The sequence below is a fragment of the Streptomyces sp. NRRL S-337 genome, assembly GCF_000720175.1.
GTDB lineage: Bacteria > Actinomycetota > Actinomycetes > Streptomycetales > Streptomycetaceae > Streptomyces > Streptomyces siderophoricus.
On record NZ_JOIX01000047.1, the window covers coordinates 38667 to 54830 of the forward strand.

At 73.1% G+C, this 16164-nt stretch carries 13 protein-coding genes; 11 read left to right on the top strand and 2 right to left on the bottom strand.

Annotated features, from left to right (window positions below):
- The first annotated feature begins 187 nt into the window (after positions 1–187).
- A complete protein-coding gene (locus tag IG62_RS0127485; protein ID WP_030808815.1) occupies positions 188–1324 on the top strand; it encodes a glycerophosphodiester phosphodiesterase in 1137 nt (378 codons plus the stop codon).
- 249 nt (positions 1325–1573) lie between these two features.
- Complete coding sequence (locus tag IG62_RS0127490; RefSeq protein ID WP_030808817.1) at positions 1574–2077, top strand: GNAT family N-acetyltransferase; 504 nt, start codon at positions 1574–1576, stop codon at positions 2075–2077.
- Between the two features lie 103 nt (positions 2078–2180).
- On the opposite strand, the gene IG62_RS0127495 is transcribed toward IG62_RS0127490, so the two are convergent.
- Both IG62_RS0127495 and IG62_RS0127500 read right to left on the bottom strand, forming a co-directional pair.
- Positions 2181–2615, bottom strand: coding sequence for a hypothetical protein (locus IG62_RS0127495; RefSeq protein WP_030808819.1), 435 nt, complete (start codon positions 2613–2615; stop codon positions 2181–2183).
- Position 2616: 1 nt separating this feature from the next.
- Positions 2617–2976 carry a hypothetical protein gene (locus tag IG62_RS0127500; protein WP_030808822.1) on the bottom strand — a complete coding sequence of 120 codons (360 nt, stop codon included), beginning with the start codon at positions 2974–2976 and terminating at the stop codon, positions 2617–2619.
- Positions 2977–3045: 69 nt separating this feature from the next.
- Between IG62_RS0127500 and IG62_RS0127505 the strand changes: the two genes are divergently transcribed.
- The 9 genes from IG62_RS0127505 to IG62_RS0127545 all read left to right on the top strand — a co-directional run bounded on the left by IG62_RS0127505 (position 3046) and on the right by IG62_RS0127545 (position 15803).
- On the top strand, positions 3046–3693 hold the full coding sequence (locus IG62_RS0127505) for an HAD-IA family hydrolase (protein WP_030808825.1): 648 nt from the start codon (positions 3046–3048) through the stop codon (positions 3691–3693).
- Between the two features lie 372 nt (positions 3694–4065).
- Complete coding sequence (locus tag IG62_RS0127510) at positions 4066–5151, top strand: methionine ABC transporter ATP-binding protein (RefSeq protein WP_030808828.1); 1086 nt, start codon at positions 4066–4068, stop codon at positions 5149–5151.
- Positions 5148–5885 (top strand): methionine ABC transporter permease, encoded by a 738-nt coding sequence (locus IG62_RS0127515; RefSeq protein ID WP_030808832.1) that lies wholly within the window; start codon positions 5148–5150, stop codon positions 5883–5885. The genes IG62_RS0127510 and IG62_RS0127515 overlap by 4 nt, the downstream gene beginning before the upstream one ends.
- Positions 5886–5991: 106 nt before the next feature.
- Positions 5992–6849 (top strand): MetQ/NlpA family ABC transporter substrate-binding protein, encoded by an 858-nt coding sequence (locus tag IG62_RS0127520; RefSeq protein WP_030808834.1) that lies wholly within the window; start codon positions 5992–5994, stop codon positions 6847–6849.
- A 183-nt stretch (positions 6850–7032) separates the two neighbouring features.
- Positions 7033–7668: a GNAT family N-acetyltransferase gene (locus IG62_RS0127525; RefSeq protein ID WP_030808837.1), complete on the top strand. Its 636-nt coding sequence runs from the start codon at positions 7033–7035 to the stop codon at positions 7666–7668.
- Between the two features lie 172 nt (positions 7669–7840).
- Positions 7841–9061, top strand: a complete 1221-nt coding sequence (gene cbiE / locus IG62_RS0127530) for a precorrin-6y C5,15-methyltransferase (decarboxylating) subunit CbiE (protein ID WP_030808840.1) — start codon at positions 7841–7843, stop codon at positions 9059–9061.
- 235 nt (positions 9062–9296) lie between these two features.
- On the top strand, positions 9297–13508 hold the full coding sequence (gene cobT / locus IG62_RS0127535; RefSeq protein ID WP_030808843.1) for a nicotinate-nucleotide--dimethylbenzimidazole phosphoribosyltransferase: 4212 nt from the start codon (positions 9297–9299) through the stop codon (positions 13506–13508).
- A 174-nt stretch (positions 13509–13682) separates the two neighbouring features.
- Entirely contained in the window at positions 13683–14921 is a 1239-nt protein-coding gene (cobA, locus tag IG62_RS0127540) for a uroporphyrinogen-III C-methyltransferase (protein ID WP_030808846.1), read from the top strand.
- Between the two features lie 66 nt (positions 14922–14987).
- Positions 14988–15803 (top strand): TrmH family RNA methyltransferase, encoded by an 816-nt coding sequence (locus IG62_RS0127545; protein ID WP_030808849.1) that lies wholly within the window; start codon positions 14988–14990, stop codon positions 15801–15803.
- Positions 15804–16164: the final 361 nt, after the last annotated feature.

Sequence of the window (16164 nt, forward strand, 5' to 3'; positions counted from 1 at the left end):
AGTCGTCGTGCGTCTCCCCGGCATGACCCGTCCGTGCCTACGATCAGCCGGGTTCCCCGCCCGCCCGGGCAACACGCCTCGAAGCGGGCAGGAAAACACCCGGAAAGCACCCGGAAGCACTGAAGCGCCCGGGCGCGCCCGGAACGCACGAAACGACGCACAACGACGCACAACAAGGAGCGTGGGCATGCAGAAGCGGCAGCAGCCGGGACGGCGGACGGTGCTGGGGGCGGCGGCCCTCGGGGCGGGAGCGGCGGTGCTCGGCGGGGCCGGGCAGGCGAGCGCCGCCGTACGCGGCACGGCGGGCCGGGAACTGCCCGTGCCGCTGATCGTCGGCCACCGCGGCGCCAGCGGCTACCGCCCCGAGCACACCTTCGGCTCCTACCAACTCGCCCTCGACATGGGTGCGGACGTCATCGAGCAGGACCTCGTCCCCACCAAGGACGGCCATCTGGTCTGCCGGCACGAGAACGACATCACCGCCACCACCGACGTCTCCGCACACCCGGAGTTCGCCGACCGCAGGACCACCAAGACCGTCGACGGACAGCAGCTGACCGGCTGGTTCACCGAGGACTTCACGCTCGCCGAACTCAAGACCCTGCGCGCCAAGGAGCGCATACCGGGCACCCGGCAGCACAACACCCTCTACGACGGCCACTGGCAGGTGCCCACCTTCGAGGAGGTCCTCCAGTGGGCCGAGCGGGAGGGCCGCAAGCGGGGCCGCCGGGTCTGGCTCCACATCGAGACCAAGCACCCCACCTACTTCCGCAAGCTCGGCCTCGGCCTGGAGGAGCGCCTCGCCAAGGCCCTGCGCGCACACGGCCGGCACCGCCGCAACTCCCCGAACTTCCTGCAGTCCTTCGAGCCCAGCAGCATCCGGCGCCTCGGCGAGCTCGTCGACTGCCCCAAGGTCGTCCTGCTGGGCACGCTCAAGGACCGCCCCTGGGACTTCACCGAGGCGGGCGACCCGCGCACCGTCGCCGACCTGGTCACGCCCAAGGGCCTCGCGTGGATCGCCGGCTTCGCCGAGGGCATCGGCCCGGACCTGACCGTGATCATCCCGCGGGACAAGGACGGCAAGCTCGGCGAGCCCACCTCCGTCGTCAAGGACGCGCACGCGGCCGGGCTGGTCCTGCATCCGTACACGGTCCGTAACGAGAACACGTTCCTGCCGGCCGACTTCCGCCGCGGCACCGACCCCAACGCCTACGGCGACTCCCTCGGCGTCTTCAAGGCGTACCTCGGCACCGGCATCGACGGGCTGTTCTCCGACAACCCCGACACCGCGCTGCTGGCCGCCGAGGAGTTCCGCACGCACTGACCGGCCGCCCGGTCGCTTACCGGCACCGGGCCCCCGACCTCCCCCCCGCTCTCATCTGAGTTGGGAATGTCACAGAGGAGCTCGGTGCCGGTCCGTTCCGCTTGCCCCAATTGCCTGCGCAGAATGCTCCCGGTGGCGATTGCCGCCGCCACATTCCGGGGAGTCCGGAAGTCAGGGCACCACGTCCGGGCGCACACCCCTTACACCCTCGCGCGCCCGGGCCAACCGAATAAGGGGAGGCATACGCGCATGGGCACGAGCGTGACCATCTCTGCGGCGACCGACGAGGACGCCGAGCAGATCCTCAAACTGCAGTACCTCTGCTACCAGTCGGAGGCCGCGCTGTACGACGACTACGGCATCGAGCCGCTCACCCAGACACTGGCCGCACTGCGCGCCGAACTGAGCGAGGGGTGCGTGCTGGTGGCCCGGCTCGGTGACGAGGTGGTCGGATCCGTGCGCGGCACCGTCGACGCGTCGGGCACCGCGGCGATAGCCAAGCTCATCGTGCACCCCCGGCTCCAGCGGCACGGCCTCGGCGGCCGGCTGCTGGCCGCGGTCGAGCAGCGGCTGGCCGAGGAGCGCTCGGCCACCCGGTTCCGCCTCTTCACCGGCCACCGCAGCGAGGGCAATCTGCGGCTGTACCGCAGCCACGGCTACGCGCCCGTGGGCACCGAGGAGCTCAGCCGGCGGCTGAGCCTGGTCACGCTGGAGAAGGAGGCCGCGGCCGAGGAGTTCGTGGCCCAGGCGTAGCGACTCGCACCTCGCGCGTCGCGGACATCGCGGAAGGGGAACGGGCCCGCGTGGGGGCGGGCCCGTCCACCGGCGAGGTGCCGCAGGGGCCCCGGGGCGACCCTTACGCCGTGCGCGCCCGGCGCAGCCACAGCATCCCGGTGACCGGCAGCAGGACCGGGATGAACAGGTAGCCCCTGCCGTAGTCGGACCACACCGTGGTGTCGGGGAACGCCGACGGCTCCAGCAGCGTCCAGGTGCCCACGATCAGCACGCCCACCAGCTCCGCCGCACAGCACACCAGCGCCGCCCGGCGCGCCCGGTCGCCGCCGCGGACCAGCGAGTAGGTGATGAAGCCGTAGACCACACCGGCGAGCGCGGAGAGCGAGTACGCCAGCGGGGCCCGGTCGAAGTCCGTGGCGATCTGGAAGACCGAGCGCGACACGGCGCCGACGACCATCACGCCGTACAGCCAGACCAGCAGGATCCCCGGGCCGGCGATCAGCTTCCGGCGGGTGCCCGGCGCACCCTCCTCGGCGGTGCGATCGGTCGCCGTCACGTCAGCCTCCCCAGATGTCGAACAGCCGCACTTCGAGCACGGCCAGCACCACGCCGCCGGCGGAGACCGTCAGCGAGCCCCAACGACTGCGCTCCGCAAGGGACATGAAGCCCGCGGCGGGCACACAGGCGAACGCGCCGAGCAGATACGCCACGAAGATCGCCGTGCCCTGCGCGGGCTTCTCGCCGCGCGCCAGCTGGACGATGCCGACGACCAGCTGCACCACGGCGAGCAGCGACACCACGGCCATGCCGAGGAAGTGCCAGTCCATGGTCCGCTGGTCCCGGTAGGCGGCGAAACCGCACCAGGCGGCGAGCGCGAGCGCGGCCACACCGGTCGCGATCGTCAGGGCATCAAGCATGCCGAGACCCTATTACGGGCCAAAAGACCCGATGCGCCCGCCCCCGGACCGCACATACGCTCGGTCCCCATGAAGATCCACGCGGACGCACTCCTCTTCGACAACGACGGCACCCTGATCTCCTCCCTCGACTCCGTCCACCGCTGCTGGACCCGCTGGGCCGAGGAGTACGACATCGCCCCCGAGGACTTCGCCCGGGTCGAGCTGCACGGCCGTCCGGCCGTCGAGATCGCCGCCGATCTGCTCCCGGCCGGGAAGGTGCCCGGCGCGCTGGCACGGATCGAACAGCTGGAGGTCGAGGACGCCGCCGGGGGTGTGACCCTGCTGCCCGGCACCCGCGCCCTCCTCGCGGGCCTGCCTCCCGAGCGGTGGGCGGTGGTCACCTCCGCCACCCGGCGGCTGGCCGAGGCCCGCCTCGGTGAGGTCGGCATCCGGCCGAAGAAGCTGATAGCCGCCGACGACATCACCCGCGGCAAGCCCGACCCGGAGCCGTTCCTGCTGGCCGCCCGCCGGCTCGGCGTGGACCCGGCCCGCTGCGTCGTCTTCGAGGACGCCCCGGCCGGGCTGGCGGCCGGCCGCGCGGCCGGCATGACGACCGTGGCGTTGACCACAACCCACCCGGCCGCCGAGCTCTCCGCCGACGTCGTCGTCCCCGACCTGTCTGCGGTATCCGCGCAGGCCACGGACGGGACGGTGGAGATCTCCCTGGCGGGATGAGGCGCTGTCCACAAGTCGGTCGGTCAGGTCCGCCATTCGGACACGGTTGATCGGCCCGCACGGCCGTCTGGTTTACTTGCCGCCATGACCACGACGAGCTACCGCACCCCTGCGACCGAGGCGAACCTGACGCCCGGTGCTCGTTGCATGTGTCGAATGTGTGACCGCTGAGGGCCCCCGCCTGAGCCTCGCGCCCCGAAGCGAGACCCCATGCCGTGCACCGGTCCCCGACCGCGCCGGCCGCCCCGCGTCACCGGAACCAGGAGCCGGGCTCCGCGCCCGCCACCGCTCCCGTTCCCCCCTGCCGCACTCGCAAGAATGCCCCGTGCCGGCGGCGACCCCGCCGTGCACTCGACAGTGACGGAATTCCCTGTGATCACCACAACGGGCCTGACCAAGGTCTACCGTTCAGGAGACCGCGACGTCACCGCCCTGGACGGCGTCGACCTGCACGTCCGCGAGGGCGAGGTGTACGGCGTCATCGGCCAGAGCGGCGCCGGCAAGTCCACCCTCATCCGCTGCCTCAACCTCCTGGAGCGCCCCACCTCCGGCACGGTCACCGTCGCCGGCCAGGAGCTGACCTCCATCGCCGGGCGCGGCAAGCGCGCCGGCGCCCAGCTCCGCGCCGCCCGCAGCCACATCGGCATGGTCTTCCAGCACTTCAACCTGCTGTCCTCGCGCACCGTCCAGGACAACGTCGAACTGCCGCTGGAGATCCTCAAGGTCGACCGCCGCGAACGCTCCCGCAAGGCCCTGGAACTGCTGGACCTGGTCGGTCTCGCCGACAAGGCCACGGCGTACCCCGCCCAGCTCTCCGGCGGCCAGAAGCAGCGCGTCGGCATCGCCCGCGCCCTGGCCGGCGACCCCAAGGTGCTGCTCTCCGACGAGGCCACCAGCGCCCTCGACCCGGAGACCACCCGCTCCATCCTGACCCTGCTGCGCGACCTCAACCGCCAGCTCGGCCTGACCATCGTCCTCATCACGCACGAGATGGACGTCGTCAAGACCATCTGCGACTCGGCCGCGCTGATGAAGAACGGCCGCGTCGTCGAGCAGGGCACCGTCGCCGAACTGCTCGCCACCCCCGGCTCCGAACTCGCCCGGGAGCTCTTCCCGGTCGGCGGCGAGCCCTCGGCCGACGACCGCACCGTCGTCGACATCACCTTCCACGGCTCGGCCGCCACCCGCCCGGTGATCTCCGAGCTGGCACGCACCTACAACGTCGACATCTCGATCCTCGGCGCCGCCATGGACACCGTCGGCGGCAAGCAGATCGGCCGGATGCGGATCGAGCTGCCCGGCCGCTTCGAGGAGAACGTCGTCCCCATCGGCTTCCTGCGCGAGCAGGGCCTACAGGTCGACGTGGCTGCCGTGGCTGCCGTGGCCGACGTGGCCGACGCCGCCCCCGCCGTCCCGGCGCCCGCCGCCGCCCCGCTCCAGAAGGAAGGTGCCAAGTGAGCTGGACCGAGATGCAGCCGCTGCTCTACGACAACACGCTCGACACCCTCTTCATGGTGTGGTGGTCGACGTTCTACGCGGTCCTCTTCGGCATCCCGGCCGGCGTGCTGCTGCATCTGACCGACCGCGGCGCCCTGCTGCAGAACGTCGTGGTGAACAAGGTCCTCGGCGCGATCGTGAACATCGGGCGGTCCTTCCCGTTCCTGATCCTGATCGTCGTGCTGATCCCCTTCACCCGGCTCGTCGTCGGCGTCTCCATCGGCCCCACCGGCGCGGTCGTCCCGCTCGCCATCGCCGCCATCCCGTTCTTCGCCCGCCTCGTCGAGGCAGCGCTGCGCGAGGTCGACCACGGCCTGGTGGAAGCCGCCCAGGCCATGGGCGGCGGCACCTGGACCATCATCTTCAAGGTGCTGCTGCCGCAGGCCCTGCCCGCACTGGTCGCGGCCGTCACCACCACCGTGATCACGCTGATCGGCTACTCCGCGATCGCCGGTGCGGTCGGCGGCGGCGGACTGGGCAACCTCGCCTACACCTACGGCTACCAGCAGTACGAGACCTCCCTGATGATCACCACCGTCGTCGAGCTGATCGTCCTGGTCACCCTCGTCCAGCTGCTCGGTGACCTGATCGTCCGCCGGCTCGCCGGCCGCGGCACCCGCCCCTCCTCGCCCGTACGCGTCGGCCTGCGCCGCGCCCGCACCGAGGAGCCGGCGGCCGTCACCGAGGCCGCCTGACCCCGTAAGCCACCCGCGTCACCCGCACCACCCGAGAGCCCGGACCCTTTGCCGGGCGGACAGCACACGGACACCCCCGTGTGGCAACAAGAAAGAGGCACTCTTCGTGCGCAACACCGTCAAGATCACCGTGGCCGTCGCCGCCGCCTCCGCCGTCGCCCTGGGCGCGAGCGCCTGCTCCGCGCCCTCCGACACCACGGCCAGCAGCGACAAGAGCGACAAGAACGCCCCCCTCGTCGTCGCCGCGAGCCCCACCCCGCACGCCACCATCCTCGACTTCGTCGCGAAGAAGCTGGCGGCCAAGGAGGGCCTCAAGCTCGTCGTCAAGCCGTTCAACGACTACAAGATCCCCAACAAGGTCACCGACGACGGCCAGGTCGACGCCAACTTCTTCCAGCACAAGCCCTTCCTGGACACCTTCAACAAGGAGAACGGCACCCACATCGTGCCGGTCCAGAACGTGCTCATCGAGCCCCTCGGCCTGTACTCCAAGAAGATCCACAAGCTCTCGGACCTCAAGTCCGGCTCGACCGTCTCGGTCCCCAACGACCCGTCCAACGAGGGCCGCGCGCTCAAGCTGCTCGCCGACAACGGCGTGATCACCCTCAAGCCCGGCGTCGGCGCCGACGCCAAGCTCACCGACGTCAAGGACGACAAGGGCGTCAAGATCACGGAGCTGGAGGCCGCACAGACCGCGCCGCGCATCGACGACGTCGACGCCGCCATCATCAACGGCAACTTCGCCATCGGCGCCCACCTCAAGCCCTCCAAGGACGCCCTCGCGCTGGAGAAGGCCAAGGACAACCCCTACGCCAACTTCCTCGCCGTCAAGAAGGGCAACGAGAACGACCCGCGGATCAAGAAGCTGGCCAAGCTCCTGAACTCCCCCGAGGTCAAGAAGTTCATCGAGGACAAGTACAAGGACGGCTCGGTCATCCCCGCCTTCGGTCCCGCCAAGGCCTGACCCCCGAGCCACCACCGGGCCCCGGCAGCGCACCCCGCGCGGCCGGGGCCCGGGCGCGTGGCACACCCACCCGCCCATGCTGCATGCTGGTGCATTCAAGACGGTCAGACGGCCCGTGACCTCGCGGTGAACCATCCCGCGACGTCCCGGAGCACCCACGGTCAACGGCGTTGGAGCAGCGGCATGACATCCACCTTTCCGGACATCTCCCTCAGCACGGACCGGCTGGTGCTGCGCCCCTTCGAAGAGGCCGACGTCCCCGCCCTCGCCGAGATGATGTCCGACGAGCTGGTCACCGCCTGGACCGCGCTGCCGCACCCGTACACCACCGCCGAGGCCCGCGCCTGGGCCACCGGCAAGGCCGCCGCGCTCCGCACCACCGGCCGCGGCCTCGCCCTCGCCGTCACCGAATTCCTCACCCAGCGCCTGGTCGGCACCGTCCACCTCGAAAACACCGACTGGCGCATCCGCTCCACCGAGATCGGCTACGTCACCGCCCCCTGGGCCCGCGGCGAGGGCTACGCCTCGGAATCCGTCCTCGCGGTCGCGCAGTGGCTCTTCCACCACGAGAAGTTCGAACGCCTCGAACTGCGCACCGCCGCCGACAACACCGCCTCCCAGCAGGTCGCCCAGAAGATCGGCTGCATCAGCGAGGGCGTGCTGCGCAACGCCTGGATAGCCCGCAGCCGCACGGAGGACGGCGGCTGGACGGACATCCGCACCGATCTGATCGTCTGGAGCCTGCTGCCCGAGGACCTCGACGGGATCCCCGACCGGATGGCCGACGCGAACGGATTCACCTACCTCGAGTGGAACTGACCCACGCCCGCGTCCAGGTCCGTACCTCTCGGGGTACTCTCGGCCTGCCGCGCACCCGCGCGACCAGCGCGGACCTGCGTCCGGCGCACCACAGCGGCGCGCCACCGGCCCGCGGCCACCCCGCGGCCGCCACCGCCCGCGTACCCACAGCAGCCCCAGGAGACTGACGAGCATGGCCGACCGGGTCACGGTGATCGGATGGGACGGCTCTCCGCTGACCGCCGCCGCCCGCTCCGCCCTCGGCGCCGCCACACTGGTGGCCGGTGCCGCCCACCACCTCGCACTGCCCGAAGTCCCGCCGCACGCCGAGCGGATCCGGCTCGGCAGCGTCACCCTGGCCGCCCGCCGGATCGCCCAGCACCGCGGCACCGCCGTCGTCCTCGCCGACGGCGACCCCGGCTTCTTCGGCGTCGTCCGCACCCTGCGGGCCCCCGAGCACGGCCTGGAGGTCGAGGTCGTCCCGGCAGTCTCCTCCGTCGCGGCCGCCTTCGCCCGCGCCGGCATGCCCTGGGACGACGCCCAGATCGTCGTGGCCCACAGCCGCGACCTGCGCCGCGCGGTCAACGTCTGCCGCGCCCACACCAAGGTCGCGGTGCTCACCTCGCCCGGCGCCGGCCCCGCCGAACTCGCCCTGCTGCTCGGCGGCGTCCACCGCACCTTCGTCATCTGCGAGGAACTGGGCACCGAACGCGAGCAGGTGACGGTCCTCACATCCGACAAGGCCGCCGACCACGTCTGGCGCGACCCCAACGTCGTCATCGTCGTCGGTGGTTCACCCGGCGGCGCCGCGGCCCAGGGCACCGGCTGGATCGCCGGCCACGAGGTCGGCCACCCGACCGGACCGCGTGGCTGGGGACTGCCCAACCGCGCCTACGGCGGAGCCCTCGCCGAGGGGGAAACCGTCCAGCTGCGCACCGCCCAACTCGCCCGCCTCGGGCCCCGGGTGGGCGACCTGGTCTGGGACATCGGCACCGGCAGCGGAGCCGCCGCCGTGGAGGCCGCGCGGTTCGGCGCCGCGGTCATCGCGGTGGACGCCGACCCGGACGCCTGCGGACGCACCGCCGCCGTCGCCCGCCGGCACGGCGTCCAACTCCAGGTCGTGCACGGGCGGGCGCCGCAGATCCTGGAGGACCTGCCCGAGCCCGACGTCGTACGGATCGGCGGCGGGGGAGTGGAGGTCGTCACCGCCTGCGCCGCCCGCCGTCCCGAACGGATCGTCACCCACGCCGCCACCCGCGACGAGGCCGAGCTGCTGGGCCGGGCACTGGCGGACGGCGGGTACGACGTCGAGTGCGCCCTGCTGCAGTCCGTGGACCTGGACACCTCCGTCTGGGTCGAACGCGAGCGGTCCGTGGTGTTTTTGCTCAGCGGGTATCGCGTTCCTCACCCCTGACCTGGAAGGCAACCCGCGCGAGGTAGGCTGGCGGATCGTTGCGCCGCCGTTCCCCGTTCGGCTTCGTACGCCAATATCCGGAAAATGCCGTGGTTTTGGACGAATATGAAGCTGTGAGCGTGGACGTGCCGCGAGGCGTGCTCGCTCGTTCTAGCTATCGGGGCGTCGGGGCGCCCCGGTCGAGCGTGTCGCACGAGCGGTTGGAAGGAGCACTACCAATGGGCGAGGGGTACGCATGACCGACACCGGCCAGGTCCCGGGCGAGGGACAGCCGGAGAACGCAGGCGGACATCCCGGGCAGCCGCAGCCGGCGGCCGCTCCCTCCCCTGCCGACGCCGGACCCACGGAGCTGCCGGGCATGGTGACCCCTCAGGGCGACTACCCCTACCTCGACCAGACCGATCCCGGCGTCGAGGACGACGACCTGCTGCTCATGCCGGGCGCCCAGGGCGCCTGGAGCGAGCAGCCCGCGGCCCAGCCGCTGCCGCACGAGACCCACCAGGGCCAGACCCAGCAGCCGCAGCAGGGTGTGCCGTTCGACGCCGCCGCCCAGGGAGCCACCGGCTACGAGGCGATGCCCGCCCAGGCCGGCGACCACGAGAGCGGCGGCCGGGATTCCGGTTCCGTCGACCTGAGCGCGGTCCGCATCCCGCAGCCCGCGGCGCCCCAGCAGCCGGACCGGGCCCGTGCGGCCGCGCCCAACCGCCGCCCGCTGCACATGGGCCCGCCGGTGCCCGACGCGACCGGCGGCGTGGTCCGCTCGCTCGCCGACCGCGGCCCCGCAGACGCCCCCGCCCGGCACGCCGCCCCGCCCGCCGGTGCCCCCGAATACTTCGACGCCGCCGCCCCCGCCCAGGCCCCCGTGGCCCCGGAAGCCGCCGCGGCCGCCCAGCAGGCCCCCGCCGCACCCCAGGACGCCCAGCCGGCCCAGGCGTACGCCGCACCGCAGCCGCAGGCCGGGGCGGCGCCGTACGCCGAGCAGACGTACGGCAGCCAGTCCTACGGTGGCCAGTCCTACGGTGGGCAGTTGTCTCCCGAGCAGACCTACGGCGCCGCCGGCCAGGGCCCGTTGCCGGGCCCGCAGCTCGGCGAGATCCCGGCCCAGATGCCGGCCTGGAACGACGCCACGGCCCAGGCCGCCCCGGCCCCCGCCCCCGAGCCGGCCCCCGAGCCGGCACCGGCTCCCGAACCGGCCGCGGTGGCCGCACCGGCGCCGGTGGCGGATCAGGTGCCGCCGGTCGAGGAGACCACAACGGCCGCGGCAGCGGCCCCGGTTGCCGACGAGGCACCGGTGGTGGAAGCGGCCCCGGCGGCGGAGGCGACCGCGCCCGCGGAGGCCACCGCCGCGCCGGCGGACGAGACCGCGCAGCCGGTCGCGCAGCCCGTCGCCCAGGACCCCGAGCTGCACGCCGAACAGCAGCTGCCGGCCGAACAGCAGCCCGTGGTGCAGCCGCAGGCACAGCCCGAGCCGGTGGCGCAGCCCGCGGAGGGCGCCGCGGACGGGACCGTACCGGGCGAGCCCGTCGAGGCCCCGACGGCGGAGCAGCCGACCGCCCAGGCCCCGGATGCCCAGGCTCCGGAGGCCCAGAGCCCGGAGGCCCAGAGCCCGGAGGCACAGACTCCGGACGCTCCGGCACAGGAGGCTCCGGTTCCGGACGCGCCCGCACAGGAAGTGCCTGCCCAGGAAGTACCCGTACAGGACGTTTCCGAGCAGGGCGCGGCCGAGGGCACGGAGGAGAACGTCACGGTCGACGCCGCCGCCCAGCCGCAGCCCGAGGCCGCCGCGCCGGAAACCGTCGCCTCTGAGGCCGTCGCCCCTGAGGCCGTCGCCCCCGAGGCCGCCGCGCCGCCGCAGGGCCCCGTCGCCCTGCCCGGAGCAGAGGACGGCGCCCCCGTCGAGCAGGAGCAGGTCGTCATAGAGCCGCCCGAGGCCGTTACCCCTGACACCTCGGCCGCCGCTGCCGCCACGGACGCCCCCGAGGGACAGGCGACCCCGGCCGCCGAGTCCGCAGCACCCGCCGCGGACGCCACACCGGACGCCACGCCGGACACCCCTGCCGACGCGTCCCCCGAGGCCGCAGCGACTCCCGAGGTCACCCCGGCTCCGGAGCCCGCCGCAGCCACCCCGGAGGCCTCGGCAGCCCCCGCGACCACAGAGCAAGCAGCAACGCCAGAGGCCGCGGAACCGGCCGCAACCGAAGAAGCGGCGGCAGCGGCAGTGGAAGAGGCAACGGAACCGGCGCAGGCAGCAGACACGGCCCCCGCGCCCCAGCAGCCCCAGGCCGCCGACGAGCAGCCCGCCATCCCGGCCGACGCCCCCGCAAAGGCCGCCCCCGCGGCCCAGCCCGGCACCGTCCACATCCCGGCCCAGCAGGTCGCCGAACAGCAGCCGCAGGCCGCCGCGGACGACACCGTTCCGCAGGCCCAGGACCCCGCCGGCACCCCGGTCGCCGTAGAGATGCCCGACGAGGCCCCCGCCGACGAGGCCCCCCACCAGCAGGACGCCGAGGCGCTCCTCCAGCTCGGTGAGGGCGCGGACGAGGACCAGCCGCAGGAGCCCGACGCGGTTCCGGCGGCCGACCAGCCGCAGGCCGTTGACGAGCAGCCCGCAGACGAGCAGGCCGCAGACGAGCAGGCCGCAGACGAGCAGCCCGCCGCCGAGGAGACCGACGCCGCCGACGGAGCCCCCGCGGCGGAAGAGGTCCCGGCAGGCCCCCCGGCCGCCGGCTACGACGACTCCGAGCGCGCCGCCGTCCACCGCGTGATGCGCGAGCGCCGCGACATCCGCAACGGCTTCCGCAGCGACCCGATCCCCAACGAGGTCCTGCTGCGCGTCCTGGAGGCGGCCCACACCGCCCCCAGCGTCGGCCACTCCCAGCCCTGGGACTTCGTCGTCATCCGGTCCGCCGAGACCCGCGAGAAGATGCACCAGCTCGCGATGGAGCAGCGCGACGCATACGCCAAGTCGCTGCCCAAGGCGCGCGCCAAGCAGTTCCGCGAGCTGAAGATCGAGGCGATCCTCGAAACACCGGTCAACATCGTTGTCACCGCCGACCCCACCCGCGGCGGCCGGCACACCCTCGGCCGGCACACCCAGCCGCAGATGGCCCCGTACTCCTCCGCGCTCGCCGTCGAGAACCTCTGGCTCGCGGCCCGTGCCGAGGGCCTCGGCGTCGGCTGGGTCAGCTTCTTCGACGAGCGCGAGATGGTCCGCGAACTGGGCCTGCCCGAGCACCTCGAAGTCGTCGCCTACCTGTGCGTCGGCTACGTCGACGAGTTCCCCGAGGAGCCCGAGCTGCTGCAGGCCGGCTGGTCCAAGCGCCGCCCGCTGTCCTGGGTCGTCCACGAGGAGACCTACGGCCGCCGCGCGCTGCCCGGCGAGAACCCGCACGACCTCCTCCAGGAGACCCTCCAGGGCATCCGCCCGCTGGACGCCAAGGCGCTCGGCGAGGCGTGGGAGCGCCAGAAGCGGATGACCAAGCCCGCCGGCGCGCTCGGCATGCTGGAGATCATCTCCGCGCAGCTGAGCGGACTGTCCCGCAAGTGCCCGCCGCCGATCCCGGAGCCGGCCGCCGTGGCGATCTTCGCCGGCGACCACGGCGTGCACGCCCAGGGCGTCACCCCCTGGCCCCAGGAGGTCACCGGCCAGATGGTCGCCAACTTCCTGGGCGGCGGCGCGGTCTGCAACGCCTTCGCCAACCAGGTCGGCGCCGAGGTGTGCGTGGTGGACGTCGGCGTGGCGAGCGAACTCCCCGCCACCCCCGGCCTGCTGCCCCGCAAGGTCCGGCCCGGCACCGCCGACTTCACCCAGGGCCCCGCGCTCACCCAGGAGGAGGTCCTCAAGGCCATCGAGGTGGGCATCGAAACCGCCCGCGACCTCGTCGCGGCCGGCAACAAGGCCCTGCTCACGGGCGAGATGGGGATCGCCAACACGACCACCTCCGCCGCGCTGATCGCCGTCTACACCGGCGTCGACCCGGCCGAGGTCACCGGCCGCGGCACCGGCATCAACGACGAGACGCACGCCCGCAAGGTCGACGTGGTCCGCCGCGCCCTGGAACTCCACCAGCCCGATCCGGCCGACCCGATCGGCGTGCTCGCCGCGGTCGGCGGCCTGGAGCACGCGGCCCTGGTCGGCCTGATCCTCGGCGGCGCCTCGCTGCGCACGCCGGTGATCCTCGACGGCGTCAGCGCCGGCGCCGCCGCCCTGGTGGCCCGCGCCATCGCCCCCGAGGCGCTGGCCGCCTGCATCGCCGGCCACCGCAGCGCCGAGCCCGGCCACGTCGCGGCCCTCAACAAGCTCGGCCTGCGCCCGCTCGTCGACCTCGACCTGCGCCTCGGCGAGGGCACCGGCGCCCTGCTGGCCCTCCCCGTCGTGCAGAGCGCCGCCCGCGCCATGCACGAGGTCGCCACCTTCGACTCCGCCGGAGTGACGGAGAAGAGCTGATGCGGTGCGGCCGGAACGCGGCCGCACCGCATGACCCCCGGCCCGCAGCCCCCTAGGCTGTGGGCCGGGGCCGTACGCCCTCAAGCGTCGTATCATCCCTGATCAGCCGCTCCAGAGCCGCAGCGACCGATCCGGTTTCGAACTCGCACCATCCGCACAAGGAGCCGCCCCGCCATGGCCGAGCACGTCGCCGAACACGCTGCCTACCCCGTCGGACTGCGGCTGTCCGGCCGCCGGGTGGTCGTCCTGGGAGCCGGTCAGGTCGCCCAGCGCCGCCTCCCCTCGCTCGTCGCCGCGGGCGCGGACGTCGTGCTCGTCTCCCCGTCCGCCACCCCCTCCGTCGAGGCGATGGCCGACGCGGGCGAGATCCGCTGGGAGCGCCGCCGGTACCAGGCCGGTGACCTCGCCGAGGCCTGGTACGCGCTGATCTCCACCGACGACCCCGAGGCCAACGCCGCCGCCTCCCAGGAGGCCGAGGAGCGGCGGGTGTGGTGCGTACGCGCCGACGACGCCGAGGCGGCCACCGCCTGGACCCCGGCCACCGGGCGCAGCGAGGGCGTGACCGTAGCCGTCCTCACCGGCCGCGACCCGCGCCGCTCGGCCGCCGTACGCGACGCCATCGTGGAGGGCCTGCGTGACGGCAGCATCGCCGCGCCGCACCACCGCCGCGCGCACACCCCCGGCGTGGCCCTGGTCGGTGGCGGCCCCGGCGACCCCGACCTGATCACCGTCCGCGGCCGCCGTCTCCTTGCCGAGGCCGACGTCGTCATCGCCGACCGCCTCGGCCCCCGCGACCTGCTGGCCGAGCTGCCCCCGCACGTCGAGGTCATCGACGCCGCGAAGATCCCCTACGGCCGGTTCATGGCCCAGGAGGCCATCAACAACGCGCTGATCGAGCACGCCAAGGCCGGTAAGGCCGTGGTCCGCCTCAAGGGCGGCGACCCGTTCGTCTTCGGCCGCGGTATGGAGGAGGCCCAAGCGCTCGCCGAGGCCGGCATCCCCTGCACGGTCGTGCCCGGCATCTCCAGCACCATCTCGGTGCCCGCCGCCGCCGGCATCCCCGTCACCCACCGCGGTGTCGCCCACGAATTCACCGTCGTCAGCGGCCATGTCGCCCCCGACGACGAGCGCTCCCTGGTCGACTGGCCCGCCCTCGCCAAGCTGCGCGGCACCCTGGTCGTCCTCATGGGAGTGGAGAACAGCGGAGCCATCGCCGCCAAGCTCGTCGAGCACGGCCGCCCCGCCGACACCCCGGCCGCCGTCATCCAGGAGGGCACCACCGCCACCCAGCGCCGGGTCGACGCCACCCTGGCCACCCTCGGCGAGACGGTCCGCTCCGAGGGCGTCCGGCCGCCGGCGGTCATCGTCATCGGCGACGTCGTCACGATCGGCGCGACGACCACGGCCGACTAGCCGATTCGTTTCCCCGGGCATTCCCCCGGCATTGGAACCCCGACACCGACAAGGCACTATCTCCCCGTGGCAGAAATCATCACCGTCGACGACCCGGACGACCCGCGGCTGGCCGACTACACCGGCCTGACCGACGTCGAACTGCGGCGCCGGCGCGAGCCCGCGGAGGGACTCTTCATCGCCGAGGGCGAGAAGGTCATCCGGCGCGCCCGGCACGCCGGCTACGAGATGCGCTCGATGCTGCTCTCCTCGAAGTGGGTCGACGTCATGCGCGACGTCATCGACGAGGTCCCGGCCCCGGTCTACGCCGTCAGCCCGGCCCTCGCCGAACAGGTGACGGGCTATCACGTACACCGCGGCGCGCTCGCCTCCATGCAGCGCACCCCGCTGCCCGCGGCCACCGAACTCCTCGCCGGGGCGCGCCGCATCGTGGTCATGGAGGCCGTCAACGACCACACCAACATCGGCGCGATCTTCCGCAGCGCGGCGGCCCTCGGCATGGACGCGGTGCTGCTCTCCCCGGACTGCGCCGACCCCCTCTACCGCCGCTCGGTGAAGGTCTCCATGGGCGCGGTCTTCTCCGTCCCGTACGCCCGCCTGGAGAGCTGGCCCCGCGACCTGTCCGTCGTACGGGAAGCGGGCTTCAAACTGCTCGCCCTCACCCCCGCCGAGAAGGCCTCCACCATCGACGAGGCCGCCCCGCACACGCTCGACCGCGTCGCCCTGATGCTGGGCGCGGAGGGCGGCGGCCTCACCACCGGCGCCCTGCGCGCCGCCGACGAATGGGTCCGCATCCCGATGGCCCACGGCGTCGACTCCCTCAACGTCGGCGCAGCCGCGGCGGTGGCCTTCTACGCGGTGACGTCGGGGCGACCGGCTTAGGCGGTAGCGAGCTACGGGGCCACGCGGGGCCAGATGACCCGTAGGCCCGTGCGGTAGCGACCTACGGGGCCACGCGGGCCGTATGACCCGCACCGCTGTACCGCCCGTACCGCTCGTACGGGGCATACGGGCCGAACTGCACCCGGTTCCCGCCGTGGTGTTCTCCCGTGGTTACGCCGTTCCGCCGGGAATACCGCCTCGCCCCGCCACGTTGTCGGCCCCGAGGGGGCCCTCGCACCCCTTAGGGGATCTGTTCCCCTCACCCCTAATACTGCAACCGCATGTGGTGTGACCGTGTGGGCTGGGGCTCGTTGGTGTGACTGTGTGAGAAGTCGCTGACGGTTGAGCAGATCGAGTCGTG

Bases quoted from the DNA above. Each gene is read 5' to 3' on its own strand.
- IG62_RS0127500 (WP_030808822.1), bottom strand. From the start codon at position 2,976: ATGCTTGATGCCCTGACGATCGCGACCGGTGTGGCCGCGCTCGCGCTC.
- cobA (WP_030808846.1), top strand. From the start codon at position 13,683: ATGGCCGAGCACGTCGCCGAACACGCTGCCTACCCCGTCGGACTGCGG.
- IG62_RS0127485 (WP_030808815.1), top strand. From the start codon at position 188: ATGCAGAAGCGGCAGCAGCCGGGACGGCGGACGGTGCTGGGGGCGGCG.
- IG62_RS0127525 (WP_030808837.1), top strand. From the start codon at position 7,033: ATGACATCCACCTTTCCGGACATCTCCCTCAGCACGGACCGGCTGGTG.
- cobT (WP_030808843.1), top strand. From the start codon at position 9,297: ATGACCGACACCGGCCAGGTCCCGGGCGAGGGACAGCCGGAGAACGCA.
- IG62_RS0127505 (WP_030808825.1), top strand. From the start codon at position 3,046: ATGAAGATCCACGCGGACGCACTCCTCTTCGACAACGACGGCACCCTG.
- IG62_RS0127490 (WP_030808817.1), top strand. From the start codon at position 1,574: ATGGGCACGAGCGTGACCATCTCTGCGGCGACCGACGAGGACGCCGAG.
- cbiE (WP_030808840.1), top strand. From the start codon at position 7,841: ATGGCCGACCGGGTCACGGTGATCGGATGGGACGGCTCTCCGCTGACC.